Below are 16,116 nucleotides of genomic sequence, written 5' to 3'. Positions count from 1 at the left end.
CGCTCGGGCGGCCCGCCGCAAGGGCGCGCCGCCGGCGCGGCCCTACATATTCGGGTAGTTCGGCCCGTCCCCGCCCTGGGGGGTGGTCCAGTCGATGTTCTGCGACGGGTCCTTGATGTCGCAGGTCTTGCAGTGGACGCAGTTCTGGAAGTTGATCTGGAACTTCGGGTTCTGGCCGGCCTCGTCGTACAGCACCTCGTACACCCCCGCCGGGCAGTAGAGCCGCGCTGGCTCGCCGTAGCGGGGCAGGTTCACCGCGATCGGGACCGAGGGGTCGCGCAGCTTCAGGTGCGCCGGCTGGCTCTCGTCGTGATTGGTGTTCGACAGGAAGACGCTGGACAGCTTGTCGAACGACAGCACGCCGTCCGGCTTCGGATAGACGATGGGCTCGTAGTCCTTGGCCAGGCCCGTCGATTCCGCGTCGCCCTTGGTGTGCTTCAGCGTGCCAAAGAACGAGAAGCCGCCGGTCAGGTGGGCCGTCCACATGTCGAACATGCCGATCGCGCCGCCGATCTTGGTGCCGAACTTCGACAGCATCGGCTTGGCGTTGCGGACGATGTTCAGCTCCTTCTTCACCCACGAGGCGTCGAAGGCCTTCTTGTATTCGGTGAGCTCGTCGCCCGAGCGGCCGGCGGCGATGGCCGCGGCGGCGGCCTCGGCGGCCATCATGCCGCTCTTGATGGCGTTGTGGCTGCCCTTGATGCGCGGGACGTTCACGAAGCCCGCGCTGTCGCCCAGGAGGACGCCGCCTGGGAAATAGAGCTGCGGGATCGACTGCAGGCCGCCCTCGCTGATGGCCCGCGCGCCGTAGGCGATGCGCTTGCCGCCCTCGAAGTACTTGGCGACTTCCGGGTGGTGCTTCCAGCGCTGGAATTCGTCGAACGGCGACAGCCAGGGGTTCTTGTAGTTCAAGTGCACCACGTAGCCCACGGCCACGTAGTTCTCGCCGAAGTGGTACATGAAGCTGCCGCCGCCGGTCTGATCGTCCAGCGGCCAGCCCGTGGTGTGGACCGCCAGGCCCGGCTGGAACACATCGTCGGGGACCTGCCACAGCTCCTTGATGCCGATGCCGTATTTCTCGGGATTGGAATCCTTGCTCAGGCCGTACTTGGCCTTCAGCACCTTTGCGATCGAACCGCGCACGCCCTCTCCGATGAAGACGTACTTTCCGTGCAGTTCCACGCCCGGCTGGTAGTCCGGCCCCGGACCGTCCTTGGTCATGCCGAACACCCCGGCCACCACGCCCTTCACCTCGCCGTTCGGGCCGAACACGGCCTCGGAGGCCGCCATGCCCGGATAGATCTCGACGCCCAGGGCCTCGGCCTGCTGCGCGAGCCAGCGGCACACGTTGCCCAGGCTGGCGATGTAGTTGCCGTGGTTGTTCATGAACGGCGGCATGGCCCACATCGGCAGGTCCAGGCTGCCTTGCGGTCCCAGCAGCGTGAACTTGTCCTTGGTGACCGGCGTCTCCAGCGGCGCGCCCAGCTCCTTCCAGTTGGGGAAGAGTTCGCTGATGCCCTTGGGGTCGATCACCGCGCCTGACAGGATGTGGGCGCCGACCTCCGAGCCCTTCTCCAGCACGGCCACCGTCAGGTCGGGGTTGATCTGCTTCAGCCGGATCGCGGCGGCCAGGCCCGAAGGCCCCGCGCCCACGATGACGACGTCGTACTCCATCGATTCCCGTTCGACGCCTTCGCTCATCGCTTACCGCTCCCTCGTCCGGACGCGCGCCCTGGCCCCTCGCCTTTTCGCCGCACGCCGTTGATCCGTCGCGGGTCTTATCGGAATGTGACCCAGCGGCGGTCAAGCACGACCCAACCGCCGATTCAAGGATTCGCGCGCCTCGATGACGCCTGCCCGTCAATTGCCGGACGACGCCGCGCTCGAAAGCCTGCTCGCCTTCTGGGCGGACGGGGGCGTGGACGCCATGCTGCTGGACGCGCCGTTCGACCGCATCGAGGCCGGCAGGATCCTGCCCCCGGCGCCGGCGGCTAGGCCCATCGCCGCCCTCGCCCCGGGACCGGGAACGGGACCGGTCGCGCGCGGCCAGCCCGACGTCTCCGCCGCCATCGCCCAGGCCCAGGCGCTGGCCGCCGAGGCCCAGGACATGGAGGCGCTGGCCGCCGCCATCGCGGCGTTCGAGGGCTGCCCCCTGCGATTCGAGGGCGCCGCCACCAAGGCGGTCTGCTGGCGGGGCAGCCTGGAAGCTCCCCTGATGGTCGTGGGCGAAGGCCCCGGGGCCGAGGAGGACGTGCAGGGCCTGCCCTTCGTGGGGCGCGCGGGCAAGCTGCTGGACAAGATGCTGGCGGCGGCGGGCCTGGCCGACCGCGTGCTGATCACCAACACCGTCTTCTGGCGTCCGCCCGGCAACCGCACGCCGGCGCCTCACGAACAGATGATCTGCGCGCCGTTCCTGGAACGGGCGATCACCCTCGTCCGGCCGAAGATGCTGCTCCTGGTGGGCGGCGCATCGGCCAAGTCGATGTTGAAGAAAGACGAGGGAATCCTGTCGCTTAGGGGTCGTTGGTTCGAGTGGAAGTCGAGCGATGGCGCGGTCGAGCTTCCAGCCATGCCGACCCTGCATCCGGCCTTCCTCCTGCGCCAGCCCGGGGCCAAGAAGCGGGCCTGGAGCGACCTCCTGACGCTGACCGAGAGGCTCGATCGCCCCGAACGCCCCGCCTAGCGTCCAGCCCTGATCCCAGGAAATCGATCCGCGTTCGGGCCGCGGAAGATCGGCCGGCGCGGGGGGAGTTGGTCGCATGACGCCGACGAAGCGCGTTTGCGCGGGGCCGCCGCCTTCCTGCTCGCCGCCGGCGGCGCGGCCGTGACGGCCCCACCCGCTCGCTGGACGCCCTGGCCTCGGGCGCCCGCACCGCGACGCGCGCCTCGACCTAGCCGACCCGGGGGGGCCGCAAACCCAGCTTGGCGCGCAGGCGCTTCAGGTCGGGCTCGTTCAGGCCGACGACGGCGGCGCGCTCGACTAGGACGCCCCGGGGTGCGTCCCGGAACAGGCCGCCCCGCTCCAGCCCCTCGATCACCGCGCCCCGCCCGCCTCCGGCCAGGAAGCCGCCCAGCGCCTCGACCCAGCCATCGCGCAGCCGCAGATCGGCGGGCAGGACCGCCAGCACCTCGCCCTTGGTCCAGGCGATCGCCCCCTCCATGCTGGGGGTGTCCTCGGCGCCGGTGTCGTCGCAGATCGCCGTGACCAGATCGGACGGCTCGGCCACGATGAACACCTCCTTGACCAGCCCCTCGACCGCGCCGGCCGTGAGCTGGGCCAGCAGGGCCGGAAGCTTCTGCGCGTCGCCGCGCGCGTCGATGATCACCGAGAGCATGGCCGGACAAGCGCCGGGGAACCGCGCGGCGTCAATGTGGTTCTTGTTTTGTTCTCATTTCGGAGCTACAACCGCCCCGTGGTCACCTTCACCCAGCAGATCCGCGGGCGCGGCGCCCGCTCCAACGCCACCGGCCGCTACGAATCGCAGGTCCGGGAGGCCTTCGACGACGGCTGGACCCTCGACGATCCCGAGCCCCAGCAGCTGTCGACCGAGGTCATGGCCGAGAAGGCCAAGGTCATCATCACCCACAACGACAGCCCCGACGTCGGCTTCTCGGCCTCGATCAACCCCTACCGGGGCTGCGAGCACGGCTGCATCTACTGCTACGCCCGCCCGGCCCACGCCTACATGGGTCTTTCGCCCGGCCTCGACTTCGAATCCAAGCTGTTCTTCAAGCCCGAGGCGGCCCGCCTGCTGGAGGCCGAGCTGTCGAAGCCGCGCTACAGGCCCGAGTTCATCCACATCGGCGGCAACACCGATCCCTACCAGCCGCAGGAGCGCCGCCGGCGCATCACCCGCCAGGTGATCGAGGTGCTGTCGCGCTTCAACCACCCGTTCTCGGTCATCACCAAGTCGGCCTTGATCCTGCGCGACCTCGACCTGCTGGCGCCCATGGCCGCGCGGGACCTGGTCCGCGTGGCGATCTCGGTGACCAGCCTGGACCGGAAGCTGTCCCGCTCGATGGAGCCCCGCGCGGCCACGCCCGAGAAGCGCATCGAGACCATCCGGCGTCTCGCCGAGGCCGGCGTGCCGGTGACGGTGATGTTCGCCCCCTGCATACCGGGCCTGAACGACCACGAGATGGAGGCGGTGCTGGAGCGCGCCGCCGAGGCCGGCGCTTCGGGCGCGGGCTACGTCGCGCTGCGCCTGCCCATGGAGATCAAGGACCTGTTCCGGGAATGGCTCGAGACCGACCACCCCGACCGCGCCCGGCGGGTGATGTCGCTGGTGCGCCAGATGCGCGGCGGCAAGGACTACGACGCCCAGTGGGGCAAGCGGATGCGGGGCGAAGGCCCCATCGGCGAGCTGATGAGCCGCCGCTTCAAGGCCGCCCAGAAGCGCTACGGCCTCGAACGCCGCTGGGGCGACCTCGACGTCACCCAGTTCCGCGTCCCGCCTAAGACCGGCGACCAGATCGACCTGTTCGGGGAGGTTCCTCCCCCGCCGCCCTAGGCGGTAGGCTGCGCCTCTCTTCCATCCAGCGTCCGAGAGCCCGACCATGCCCGAGACCGCCCCGAACCGCGACCAGGCTGCCCTGTGGAACGAGGCCAGCGGCAAGACCTGGGTCGAGCTCCAGGCCCTGCTCGACCGGATGCTGGCGCCCTTCGCCGACGTCGTGGTGGACGAGGCCTTCCCGGGCGAAGGCGGCCGGGTGCTCGACATCGGCTGCGGCGCCGGCGCCACGACGCTGATGATGGCGAGGCGGCTGGGGCCACGCGGCTTCGTCCTGGGCGCCGACATCTCCGCGCCCCTGGTCGCCGCCGCCCGCGCCCGGGCGGACGCGGAGGGGCTGGCCAACGCCGCCTTCGTCCAGGCCGACGCCCAGACCTATCCTTTCGAGGCCGAGGACTTCGACGCCGTGATGTCGCGCTTTGGCGTGATGTTCTTCGACGATCCCGAGGCGGCCTTCGCCAACTTCCGGCGCGCGGCGAGGCCCGGCGGCAAGCTGGCCTTCGTCGCCTGGCGCAGCCCGGCCGAGAACCCGTTCATGACCGCCGCCATGCGCGCGGCCGCACCCCACCTGCCGCAGACGCCCGCGCCGAAGCCCGACGCGCCGGGCCAGTTCGGCTTCGCCGACGGCGAGCGGGTGCGCCGCATCCTCGCGGCCGCCGGTTGGACTTCGGTGGAGGTGAAGCCTCTCGACGTCGAGAGCGCGGTCCCCGAGGCCGACCTTCGCACCTACGTCACCCGAATGGGTCCCGTCGGCGCGGCGCTGCGCGAGCTGCCCGAGGCGAAGCGCGCCGAGATCGTCCGCGCCGTCAGCGCCGCCTTCGATCCGTTCGTGAGGGACGGCGAGGCCCGCTTCACCGCCGCCTGCTGGCTGGCGACGGCGCGGGCCTAGGCGGCTTCCGCCAGGGCCTTGGCCGCCTCGGCGAGGAGCTCGAACGAGCGGATGCGGGCGGCGTGGTCGTAGATCTGCGCCGTGACGATCACCTCGTCGGGGCGATAGGTCTCGACGAATTCCGCCAGGCCCCGGCGCACCGTCTCGGGCCCGCCGACCACGGCCTTGGCCAGCGCGCCCTGTTCGGCGGGCGAGATGCCGGCGGCGGCGAGGCGCCGGTCCATGTCGTCCACCGGCGGCGGCAACGGCGTGGGCCGGCCGGTGCGCAGGTTCAGGAACGCCTGCTGCAGCGAGCTGAACAGCCGCCGGGCCTCGGCGTCGGTCTCGGCCGCCACCACGTTGAGCGCCAGCATCAGGTGCGGCTCCGCCAGCCGCTCCGAGGGCCGGAAATTGGTCCGATAGACCTGGATCGCCTGCTCCAGTTGGGCGGGCGCGAAATGCGAGGCGAAGGCGTACGGTAGCCCCAGGATCGCCGCCAGCTCCGCGCCGAAGGTGCTGGAGCCCAGCATCCACAACGGCACGTCCAGGCCCGCGCCGGGCACGGCGCGCACCGGTTGGCCCGGCTGCACGGGCTGGAAGTAGCCCATCAGCTCGATGACGTCCTGCGGGAAGCGGTCCACGTCGCCCACCAGGGTCCGGCGCAGCGCCCGGGCGGTCAGTTGGTCGGTCCCCGGCGCCCGGCCGACGCCCAGGTCGATGCGGCCGGGGAACAGGCTCTCCAGCGTGCCGAACTGCTCGGCGATCACCAGGGGCGCGTGGTTGGGCAGCATGATCCCGCCCGCACCCACGCGGATCGACCGAGTGCCCGCCGCCACATGGCCGATGACCACCGCCGTGGCCGCCGAGGCGATGCCGGGCATGTTGTGGTGCTCGGCCAGCCAGTAGCGCTTGAAGCCCAGCCGCTCGGCGTGCTGGGCGAGGTCGAGCGTGTTGCGGAACGACTGGGCGGCGTCCGAGCCTTCCAGGATGGGCGACAGGTCGAGGACGGAGAGCGGAACCATGCCGCCAATATGGGCCGCCCTCAGCGCTGGAACACCCCCACCAATTCTACGTGCGGGGACCAGAGGAACTGATCCACGGGCAGGACCCGCTCCAGCCGGAAGCCGGCGTCGATCAGGGTGCGCGCGTCGCGGGCGAAGGTCGCCGGATTGCACGAGACGCCGATGACCCGCGCTACGCCCGAGCGCGCCAGCTCGGCGGTCTGCTCGACGGCGCCGGCCCTGGGCGGATCGAACACCGCCACGTCGGTCTTCCTCAGTTCCTCGGCCAGGACGGGACGGCGGACAAGGTCGCGGGCCTCGGCGGTCACGCCTTTCAGGCCCGGAGCGCCCGCCAGTGCGGCCGTGAGCGCCTGGACCGCGGGCGCGGCGAAGTCGGCGGCGTGCACCGGCGCGATCTCGGCGAGGCGGAAGGTGAAGGTCCCCACCCCGCAGTAGAGGTCGGCGATGCGGGTCGCGCCGGCCGCCGCCTCGCCCACGAAGGCGGTCATGGCCGCCTCGGCCTCGCGGGTGGCCTGCAGGAAGGCGCCGGGCGGCAGGGCGACCACGGCGGGCCCCAGGCGCACCTGCGGCGCCCGGATCATATAGGCCGCCTCACCGCCCAGGGTGACGCGGGCGAAGTCGGCTTCCGCCGCGCGCTCGGCAAGCTGCATCCGGGCGTCGGCCGAAAGCCCGCCGCTCTTGGCCTCGACGCCGGTGATGTCGATGTCGATGCCGGTGTCGGTCAGCGTCACGTGCAGGGAGGGCGCGGACTTCGGATGTTCGAACAGCGGCGCGGCCAGGCGCCGGAAGGCGGGGATCGCGGCCTGGATGGCCGGGTCCGAGATCGGGCAGGCCGAGATGTCCACCAAGTCCCAGGACTTGCGCGCCTTGTAGCCCACCCGCGCCGCATTCCGGTCGCCGCGCCGGGCGTGCAGTGTGACGCGCCTGCGGGTTTCGGGAGCCGCGGCGAAGGGGGCCAGAATATCGGTCTCGATGTGCTGCCGGGCCAGCGTCGTGCGCAGCCGCTCCACCTTCCAGGCGAGATAGGGCTCGTGCGCCCAGTGCTGCAGCGCGCAGCCGCCGCAGGCCTGGAAGTGCGGGCACGGCGGCTCGACCCGCTCGGGGCTGGCCGACAGCACCTCCAGCAGTTCGCGACGCTCGCCGCCGCCCTGGGCGCGGACGCGCTCCCCCGGCAGGGTGAAGGGCACGAAGACGGGGCCGGCGGCCACGCCGTCGCCCTCCCCGCCCATGCTTTCGATGGCGAGTTCGACGGGCGGCCCCGGCGGCGGCTTGGGGTTGGGGCGGCGCGGACGCGGTTTCATGTCAGTCCCTTGGCGGGCGCCACGCTTAAGCCAAGATGAACGAAGATGAACGACATTCTCAACGGCCGTTCAGGTTGCACGGCGCAGATTGCGCTCCGACATGGGCGGAAGGCCCACGCGACAAGATCGAGAAGAGGGATAACCGGATGTCCAAGCGTGTCACCATCGCCAAGGCCGGCCTGGCCGCTGTCGCCGGCGTGATGGCCCTGGGCGCGGCCGCGGCCAACGCCCAGCCCTACGGCTACTACGGCATGGGTTCGGGCGGCTACGCCTACGACGCCTGCAAGCGCGAGAAGACCACGCGCGGCACCGTGGGCGCCCTGATCGGCGGGACCATCGGCGCGGTCATCGGCTCGAACGCCGCGGCCCGCAACGCGCGGACCGAGGGCTCGCTGCTGGGCGGCGCGCTGGGCGCCGCCGTGGGCGCGGGCGTCGGCAACTCGAGCGCCGCCTGCACCTCGGGCGCGGTTCCGCCGCCGCCTCCCCCGCCGTCCACGTCCAGCTACTATGCGCCGAGCACCGGCTCGTACGGCCGCGATGGCGACTACGACGACTATGCCTACAACAACGGCGGCGACCGCTACCGGCTGTCGGACCGCGCGCCCGACGCCGACGGCTGCACCTTGGCCGAGAGCCCGATCTACATGCCCGACGGCCGCACCCAGACCCGGTTCGTCCGCGTCTGCCGGGACGCCACCGGCCGCTACGCCGTCGTCGACTAAGAACTCCAGTCGAGCACTGTTCCGGGCCGTCCGCTCAGGCGGGCGGCCCTTTCTTTTGCGCCCAGAGCAGGACCTCGCGGTTGCCGTCGCCGCCCGCGATGGGACTGTCGCCCGCCCCCCGCACGGCCCAGCCCTCGCCGGCCAGAAACGCCTTCACGCTCTCGACGGCATCCGCCCGGGCCGCCTCGTCGGTGACGATCCCGCCCTTGCCGACCCGCTCAGGGCCCACTTCGAACTGCGGCTTCACCAGGACCACGAGGTCGGCGCCCCCGGCGGCCAGCGCCAGCGCCGCCGGCAGGGCTTTGGCCAGCCCGATGAAGCTCACGTCCGTGACGATCAGGTCCGGCGGCTCGGGAACCAGGGCCGGGGTCAGGTCGCGGGCGTCGGTGGCCTCCAGGCTCACGACCCGCGGATCGGCGGCGAGCTTTGGATGCAGTTGTCCGCGCCCCACGTCCACGGCGTAGATCCGTGAAGCGCCCCGCGCGAGCAGCACCTCGGTGAAGCCGCCGGTGGAAGCGCCCACGTCCAGGCCGGTCCGGCCTTCGACGGCGAGCGGCCACAGGTCCAGGGCATGGACAAGTTTCAGCGCGCCACGCCCCACCCACGGATGGGCCACCCTCGCCTCCAGCACCGCACCCTCGGCGATCGCCTCTGAGGCCTTGGCCACCGGGCGGCCGTCCGCCGTCACCCCGCCCGCCTCGATGGCCGCGCGAGCCTTGGCGCGGCTCTCGAAGAGGCCGCGCTCGACCAGCAGGACGTCGGCGCGCTTCCTCAGGCGGTCTCTTCCAAGAACAGCTTCTTGAGCTCTGGCTTCAGGATCTTGCCGTTCGGGTTGCGCGGCAGGGTCTCACGCCAGAACTTGATCGCCACCGGCACCTTGAAGGCCGCCAGCCGCTCGGCCACATGGGCCCGCAGCTCGTCCTCGGTGGCCTCGGCCCCGGGCTTCAGCGTCACCACGGCGGCCGGCTCCTCGCCCAGCGTTCGGTGCGGCACGCCCACCACCGCGGCGTCCATCACGGCCGGATGGTCGTAGAGGACGTTCTCCACCTCGACGCAGTAGATGTTTTCCCCGCCGCGGATCAGCATGTCCTTGGCCCGGTCGATGATGAAGCAGAAGCCCTCCTCGTCCATGCGGGCGAGATCGCCGGTGCGCACCCAGCCGTCGACGAAGGTCTGGGCGGTGGCCTGGGGCCTGTTCCAGTAGCCCTTGCAGTTCATCGGGCCGAACGACCACAGCTCGCCCACCTCGCCGGGCGGCAGCACGGTGACGCCGTCGTTCGGGTCGCGAATCTGGATCTCGGCCACCGCGGCGGCCACGCCGCAACTGTCCGGACGATTGACGTAATCCTCGGCGCCGTTGGAGGTGACCGTGGCGCAGGTCTCGGTCATGCCCCAGCCCTGGCCGGGCTGCGACTTCGGGAAGGTCTCGCGCAGGCGCCGCACCAGCTCGGGGGCCGAGGGCGCGCCGCCGTACGACACGCTCTCCAGCGACGAGAGGTCGTAGTTGGCCCGGGCCGGATGCTCGATGAGCTGCCAGGCGATGGTCGGCACGCCGCCGGCGAGCATGATCTTCTCGCGCTCGATCAGCTCGAAGGCGCGGATCACGTCCCACTTGTACATCATCACCAGCTTGCCGCCGGTGAAGAGGGTCGGGTTCAACACCGCGAAGCAGCCGGTGACGTGGAAGAACGGCACCGAGATCAGGGCCGAGCGCTGGGGCGCGTTCGGGTCGGGCGCGGGCGGCATTTCGCCCCGGCGCAGGAAGCTGCGGGCGCTGGCGGCGGCGGCCGTCAGGATGTTGCAGTTCACGCCCCGCTGGGTGGCGAGCGCGCCCTTGGGCTTCCCCGTGGTGCCCGAGGTGTAGAAGATCGTCGCGTCGTCCTCGGGATCGATCTCGACCGGCGGCAGGGGCTGGTCGGGCAGCTTGGCCCAGTCATTGGGCTCGCCCAGGACGTCGAACAGCTTGGTGACGTGCGGGTGGGCGATCTCGTCGACCTCGCGGCTGACGTAGACGCGCACCAGATCCGGGCAGTTGTGCAGGTGCTCGGTCAGCCGCTCGTAGCGCTCGGCGTCGACGATCGCGACCTTGGTCCCGGAATCGGTCAGGCCGTATTCCAGCTCGGGCCCGGTCCACCAAGCGTTGAGGGGGGTGACCACCGCGCCGATCGAGGCGGCGGCGTAGAAGGCCAGCACCCATTCCGGCAGGTTGCGCATGATGACGGCGACCCGGTCGCCCTTGCCCACCCCTTGCGCCTGCAGCTCGCGGGCGAAGGCCGAGGCGGCGCGGTAGAAGGCCTCGAAGCTGACCCGCTCGTCCTCATAGACCAGGAAAATCTTCTCGCCGTGGGCCCGCGAGGCTTCGAGCACGGCGCGCAGGGACGGCGGCTGGTTCTTCCAGACCTTCGTCTTGACGCCGCGGATGACGACTTCCTCGACCTCCAGCGGCGTCCCCGGCTGAGTCATCAGCGCATGGGCCTGCTGGATCGACATGGCGGGCCAGCCGGCCGGAAGGGCGGCCTCGGTCATCGGCGTTTCTCCTAATGCTGCGCGCCGGTCACCGCCGCCGCGTCGTCATCAGGTGAACAACCATAACCTAGCGTCCGAGGCAAACGGACGACGCTGTTATCAGGCCGCGGCGGTCAGCCGGGCCAGCGCCCCTTCCAGCTTGGCCTTGGCCGCCTCCGCCTCGGCGAGCCGCTCCCGGTTCTCCTCGACCACCTCTTCGGGAGCCCGCGAGACGAAGTCGGGATTGCCGAGCTTCCTGGCGGTCTTCTCGATGTCGGCGGCGAGGTTCGCCACTTCCTTGGACAGGCGTGCGCGCTCGGCGGTCAGGTCGATGAACTCGGCCACCGGCAAGGCCAGGGTCGCGCCCTCTACGACGTAGGGGATCGCGCCCTCGGGCGCCGCGTCGACGAACCGCACCTCCGAGACCCTCAGGAGCTGGCCGATGAGCGGCGCGCTCGCCTCCAGCACCCGGCGCTGCGCCGGATTCGCCTCGACGACCAGCAGCGGCGGGCGGGCCGAGGGCGGCACGTTCAGCTCGGCGCGGACCGAGCGGCCTTCCGAGATGGCCTCGATGATCAGCCCAACCTCGGCGTCGGCCGCCGGATCGACCAGGCTCGCGGGCAGGTCGGGCCAGCGGGCGGTCATGAGCTGACCCCCTTCGGGCCGCGCGGCGCCCAGGTCGGCGGTCTGGCCCCACAGCTCCTCGGTGATGAACGGCATCACCGGGTGCAGCAGCTTCAGGATCACGTCCAGCACCCAGGCGGCGGTCGCCTGGGTCTCGGCCTTGGCGGCGGCGTCGGTCCCGTTGAGCAGCGGCTTGGCCAGCTCGACGTACCAGTCGCAGAACCGGTTCCAGATGAAGCGGTAGAGCGCGCCGGTCGCCTCGTCGAAGCCGCAGTCGGCCAGGGCGGCGGTGACCGCCTGGGCGGTGCGGGCCGTCTCGCCCACGATCCAGCGGTTCAGCGGCGCCTTCACGGCCGCCGGGTCGAAGCTCTCGGCGCGGGCGCAACCGTTCATCTGGCAGAAGCGCGTGGCGTTCCACAGCTTCGTGCCGAAATTGCGATAACCCTCAATGCGTTGCTTCGATAGCTTGATGTCGCGGGCCTGGCCCGACATGGCCGTCAGGGTGAAACGCAGGGCGTCGGCCCCGAACTCGTCCACCAGCTCCAGGGGGTCCATCACGTTCCCCTTGGACTTGGACATCTTGGCGCCGGTCGCGTCGCGGACCAGGGCGTTGATGAACACCCGCTTGAACGGGACCTCGCCCGTGAAATGGAGGCCCTGCATCATCATCCGGGCGACCCAGAAGAAGATGATGTCGAAGCCGGTGATCAGGGTGTGGGTCGGGTAGAACCGGCGCAGGTCGTCGGTCTGCTCGGGCCAGCCCAGGGTCGAGAACGGCCACAGGCCCGACGAGAACCAGGTGTCCAGGACGTCCTCGTCCTGGCGCAGGTCGGTGTCGCGGCCGTAGACCTCGGCGGCCTGACGGCGGGCCTCGGCCTCGCTCTCGGCGACGAATACCTTGCCGTCCGGTCCGTACCAGGCCGGGATGCGGTGGCCCCACCAGAGCTGGCGCGAGATGCACCACGGCTGGATGTTCCGCATCCACTCGAAATAGGTCTTCTCCCAGGCCTTGGGCACGAAGACCGTGTCGCCCTGCTCCACCGCCTTGATGGCCGGCTTGGCCAGGACTTCGGCGTTCACGTACCACTGGTCGGTCAGATAGGGCTCGACCACGACGCCCGAGCGGTCGCCGTGCGGGACGGTGTGGCGGGTCTTCTCGATCTCACGCAGCAGGCCCAGGCGCTCGAATTCCTCGACCACCTTCTTGCGGGCCGCGAAGCGGTCCAGGCCCCGGTACTCGGGCGGGGCGTTGTCGTTGATCCGCGCGAAGTCGTCGAAGACGCTGATCATCGGCAGGTTGTGACGCTTGCCTACGGCGAAGTCGTTGAAGTCGTGGGCAGGCGTGATCTTCACCGCGCCCGAGCCCTTCTCGGGGTCGGGATATTCGTCGGCGATGATCGGGATCGGCCGGTTCACGATGGGCAGGCGCACCGCCTTGCCGATCAGGTGCGTGTAGCGCTCGTCGCCGGGATGGACGGCGACCGCCGTGTCGCCCAGCATCGTCTCGGGGCGCGTGGTGGCCACGACGATCTCGCCCGAGCCGTCCTCCAGCGGATAGGCGAAATGCCAGTAGCAGCCGTCAACCTCGCGCTGCTCGACCTCGAGGTCCGAGATGGCGGTCTGGAAGTGGGGATCCCAGTTCACCAGCCGCTTGTCGCGGTAGATCAGCTTCTCCTTGTAGAGCTGGACGAACACCTTGCGGACGGCGGCGCTCAGGCCCTCGTCCAGGGTGAAGCGCTCGCGGCTCCAGTCGCACGAGGCGCCCAGACGGCGGAGCTGGTTGACGATCGTCCCGCCGGACTTGGCCTTCCACTCCCAGACCTTCTCGACGAAGGCCTCGCGGCCCAGGTCGCGGCGGCTCTGGTTGCCTTCCTGGGCGAGCTGGCGCTCGACGACCATCTGGGTGGCGATGCCGGCGTGGTCGGTGCCGGGCAGCCACAGGGCGGCCTTGCCGCGCATCCGCTCGAAGCGGATCAGCACGTCCTGCAGGGTGTTGTTCAGTGCGTGCCCGATGTGCAGCGAGCCCGTCACGTTGGGCGGCGGGATGACGATGCTGAACGGCTCGGCGTTCGGGTCGTCGGTAGGCGCGAAGCCGCCCGAGGCCTCCCAGGCGGCGTAGAGGCGCGGTTCGACGGTCTTGGGATCGAAGGTCTTTTCAAGCATGGCTACGAATGCGACGAGCGCGCTCGGGAGGAGCGCGCCGCCAGCGTCTCAAGGGGAATGGCGTCTTACAGGGATTGGAGCGGAACGCGAAGCGGCTGGCGCGGCGGGGCGCCGCCATACGGTCCCTAGCCTACTCGTCCGCGGGCGATGCGCGCGACCTCGGCCTCGACGGCCTCCTGGGTGATGCGCGGCAGGTTCTCGTCCAGCCACTGCTGCAGGAGCGGCGTCAGAAGCTCGCGCACCACGTCTTCCAGGGTGCGGCCCTCGCGCGGCATGGCGATGGCCGCGGAGAGCTGGCCGAAGGCGGAAGCCGCGGCCGTGGCCGCCCGTTCGCTCACCAGGGTCGACACCGGGCTCGGGGCCGCAGCCGGCGCCGGCGGCGCGGGTTCGGCGGCGCTAGGCGCCAGGACGTCCAGGTCGCCCACCGTCTCGACCTTCTGGGTCAGTTCGAGGGCGTCCTCCTCTTCCTCGGGCTCGTCCTCGATGATGGTGGGTTCCACCCTCGGGGCGGCGGCGACGGGTTCCGGCTCGGGTTCGGCCGCCGGCTCCGGTCCGGACGCGGCGGCGGCCTCCGGCGCGGGGGCGGGCTGGGCCGGCGGCGCCTCGCCCGCCTCGGCCGGCGCCTCATCCTCGGAGATGATGCGGCGGATGGAGGCCAGGATCTCCTCCATCGTCGGTTCCTGGGACGTCTGTTCGGACATGAGCCTGCCGCCGCAAATGGATTCGTCCCGGGGAGCCTAAGCGCGCCGCCGCGATCCTGCAATTTCCGCTCGCGGACGGCGCCCAGGTTTCGCCCCGTGGGGGAAGCCGACTATTGCGGGTTGGGAGCTTCCGTCGGCGCGGGCGTATCCGTCAGCCCCGGCGGAATGGCGGCCTCGACCGGCTTTTCGCCCGGCGACGGCGCCTGCCAGGGCGTGGCGAAGCGATCGACCACGCCGACCGCTTCCTCCCACGGCACCCAGCCCCAGGTGATCCGCAGCTTCCGGAAGTTCTTGGCCGCGTCGTACTGCGGCGCGGTCGGGATGAGGTTGCGGGCCTCCAGGCGGCCCATGGCGCTCAGCACGCCCGCGGCGGCCACGTACTCGTCGCGGCGCGCGCTGACCTGATTGAGCTGGGCCTGGCGCAGTTCCTGTTCGGCGTTGAGCACGTCGATGGTGGTGCGCAGGCCGACCTGCTGTTCCTGGCGGGTGCCTTCGGCGGCGATGTTGGCGGCGCGCACCTGCTCCTCGCTGGAGGCGATGTTGGCGCGGGCGGCGATCAGTTGGCTCCAGTACGAGGTCACGCTCTGCAGGACGTTCCGGCGCACACCCTCGACGGTCAGCCGGTCGGCGGTGTTGCGCTCCACCGCCTGGCGGATGCGCGACGAAGTCAGCCCGCCCGAAAAGAGCGGGACGGTCACGTTCACCGAGCCGGTGATGGCGCGCCCGTAGAGTCCGCGCTCAAAGGGATCATTCGGCGGTTGCGGAATCGCCGGCCCCTCGAAGCCGTAGGTGGCCCTGGCCGAGACCTGCGGCATCCGCTCGGCGTGAGCGCCGGCCACGCGGGCGCGGCTGGCCATCTCGGTGTACTGCTGGGCGCGGAGCTGCGGGTTGAACTGTTCGGCCAGCGTGTAGGCCTGGTCGGGGTCCTGCGGCAGCAGGTGGGCCAGCGACGGTTCGGGCGCCAGTTCGCCGGGGTTCTGCCCGATCACCTGGGCGTAGGTGGCCCGGCTGATGGCGAGCTGGGCCTGGGCCTGCTGGAACGAGGCCTGGGCCTGGGCCAAGCGGGCCTGCGACTGGGCCACGTCGGTGCGGGTCACCTCGCCCACGTCGAACCGCGCCTGCGATTCCTGAAGCTGGCGGGTGAGGACCTTCACGTTCTCTTCGCGGATGTGCAGCGCTTCCTGGTCGCGGCGCACGTTGGAATAGGCCTCGATGACGTTGGCCAGGATCTGGGCCTCGATGCGGCGCAGGTTCTCCCGGCCCGCCAGGACGTCGGCGTTGGCCGCGGACACCGCCGCGGCCACGCGGCCGCCCGTCCACAGCGGTTGCGTGAAGGTGAGGCCGACGTTGGCGCTGTTGCCGTCCTCGAAGGTCCGGCGGAGGGCCGGATTGATGATGGCCGCCGGGGACCTGTCCTCGCTGTAGTTCGCCGACGCGGTGAGGTTCAGCGTGGGCCGCCAGCCGGTGCGGGCCTGGACGTAGGTCTCGTCGAGCGCCCGCTGCGTGGCCCGCTGCGACTGCAGCGTCGGGTTGTTCTCGTAGGCCAGCGCGATGGCGTCGGCGAGGGTCTCAGCGGCGGCCGGGGCGGCGATCGCGCCCGCCAGTCCCGCGCTGAAGATCGCAGCCAGGAGGCGGCCGCGCAGGCAGTTCGACATTAGATTATCCCCGATCGTGCGAGAGACGTCGCTTCTATATGCGT

13 protein-coding genes are annotated in these 16,116 nt (G+C 70.8%); 4 read left to right on the top strand and 9 right to left on the bottom strand.

The features are described from left to right. Positions 1 to 42: 42 nt before the first annotated feature. Entirely contained in the window at positions 43 to 1,701 is a 1,659-nt protein-coding gene (locus tag ACK4TT_RS14940; RefSeq protein ID WP_409641163.1) for an electron transfer flavoprotein-ubiquinone oxidoreductase, read from the bottom strand. A gap of 145 nt (positions 1,702 to 1,846) precedes the next feature. Here ACK4TT_RS14940 and ACK4TT_RS14935 point away from each other — a divergent pair, with 145 nt between their 5' ends. Then, positions 1,847 to 2,683, top strand: coding sequence for a uracil-DNA glycosylase (locus ACK4TT_RS14935; protein WP_409641167.1), 837 nt, complete (start codon positions 1,847 to 1,849; stop codon positions 2,681 to 2,683). A 208-nt stretch (positions 2,684 to 2,891) separates the two neighbouring features. Here the strand turns inward: ACK4TT_RS14935 and ACK4TT_RS14930 are convergent, their stop codons facing one another. Then, positions 2,892 to 3,335: a hypothetical protein gene (locus ACK4TT_RS14930; protein ID WP_410213321.1), complete on the bottom strand. Its 444-nt coding sequence runs from the start codon at positions 3,333 to 3,335 to the stop codon at positions 2,892 to 2,894. A gap of 78 nt (positions 3,336 to 3,413) precedes the next feature. Here ACK4TT_RS14930 and ACK4TT_RS14925 point away from each other — a divergent pair, with 78 nt between their 5' ends. Both ACK4TT_RS14925 and ACK4TT_RS14920 read left to right on the top strand, forming a co-directional pair. Then, complete coding sequence (locus tag ACK4TT_RS14925) at positions 3,414 to 4,511, top strand: PA0069 family radical SAM protein (RefSeq protein WP_410213320.1); 1,098 nt, start codon at positions 3,414 to 3,416, stop codon at positions 4,509 to 4,511. Positions 4,512 to 4,557: 46 nt separating this feature from the next. Further along, positions 4,558 to 5,400: a class I SAM-dependent methyltransferase gene (locus ACK4TT_RS14920; protein WP_410213319.1), complete on the top strand. Its 843-nt coding sequence runs from the start codon at positions 4,558 to 4,560 to the stop codon at positions 5,398 to 5,400. On the opposite strand, the gene ACK4TT_RS14915 is transcribed toward ACK4TT_RS14920, so the two are convergent. Together ACK4TT_RS14915 and ACK4TT_RS14910 are read right to left on the bottom strand one after the other, a co-directional pair. After that, positions 5,397 to 6,401 carry an LLM class flavin-dependent oxidoreductase gene (locus ACK4TT_RS14915; RefSeq protein ID WP_409641179.1) on the bottom strand — a complete coding sequence of 335 codons (1,005 nt, stop codon included), beginning with the start codon at positions 6,399 to 6,401 and terminating at the stop codon, positions 5,397 to 5,399. The two genes, ACK4TT_RS14920 and ACK4TT_RS14915, sit on opposite strands and share 4 nt — an antisense overlap. Positions 6,402 to 6,421: 20 nt before the next feature. Continuing rightward, complete coding sequence (locus tag ACK4TT_RS14910; protein WP_409641182.1) at positions 6,422 to 7,702, bottom strand: class I SAM-dependent RNA methyltransferase; 1,281 nt, start codon at positions 7,700 to 7,702, stop codon at positions 6,422 to 6,424. A gap of 146 nt (positions 7,703 to 7,848) precedes the next feature. Between ACK4TT_RS14910 and ACK4TT_RS14905 the strand changes: the two genes are divergently transcribed. After that, positions 7,849 to 8,424 carry a hypothetical protein gene (locus ACK4TT_RS14905; protein WP_409641185.1) on the top strand — a complete coding sequence of 192 codons (576 nt, stop codon included), beginning with the start codon at positions 7,849 to 7,851 and terminating at the stop codon, positions 8,422 to 8,424. A 34-nt stretch (positions 8,425 to 8,458) separates the two neighbouring features. Here ACK4TT_RS14905 and ACK4TT_RS14900 read toward each other — a convergent pair whose 3' ends face one another. The 5 genes from ACK4TT_RS14900 to ACK4TT_RS14880 form a co-directional block, all read right to left on the bottom strand. Then, positions 8,459 to 9,199, bottom strand: a complete 741-nt coding sequence (locus ACK4TT_RS14900) for a TlyA family RNA methyltransferase (protein WP_410213328.1) — start codon at positions 9,197 to 9,199, stop codon at positions 8,459 to 8,461. Continuing rightward, a complete protein-coding gene (locus ACK4TT_RS14895) occupies positions 9,196 to 10,950 on the bottom strand; it encodes a class I adenylate-forming enzyme family protein (RefSeq protein ID WP_410213318.1) in 1,755 nt (584 codons plus the stop codon). Before ACK4TT_RS14895 ends, ACK4TT_RS14900 begins: the two co-directional genes overlap by 4 nt. A 99-nt stretch (positions 10,951 to 11,049) precedes the next feature. Next, positions 11,050 to 13,716 (bottom strand): valine--tRNA ligase, encoded by a 2,667-nt coding sequence (locus ACK4TT_RS14890; protein WP_409641191.1) that lies wholly within the window; start codon positions 13,714 to 13,716, stop codon positions 11,050 to 11,052. 125 nt (positions 13,717 to 13,841) lie between these two features. Continuing rightward, positions 13,842 to 14,417, bottom strand: a complete 576-nt coding sequence (locus tag ACK4TT_RS14885) for a DUF2497 domain-containing protein (protein WP_409641194.1) — start codon at positions 14,415 to 14,417, stop codon at positions 13,842 to 13,844. A 110-nt stretch (positions 14,418 to 14,527) separates the two neighbouring features. Beyond that, positions 14,528 to 16,072 carry a TolC family outer membrane protein gene (locus ACK4TT_RS14880; protein ID WP_409641197.1) on the bottom strand — a complete coding sequence of 515 codons (1,545 nt, stop codon included), beginning with the start codon at positions 16,070 to 16,072 and terminating at the stop codon, positions 14,528 to 14,530. Positions 16,073 to 16,116: the final 44 nt, after the last annotated feature.

The organism is Phenylobacterium sp., assembly GCF_046463815.1.
In the GTDB taxonomy this organism is placed as follows: domain Bacteria; phylum Pseudomonadota; class Alphaproteobacteria; order Caulobacterales; family Caulobacteraceae; genus Phenylobacterium.
This window is presented reverse-complemented; position numbering and strand designations above follow the sequence as displayed.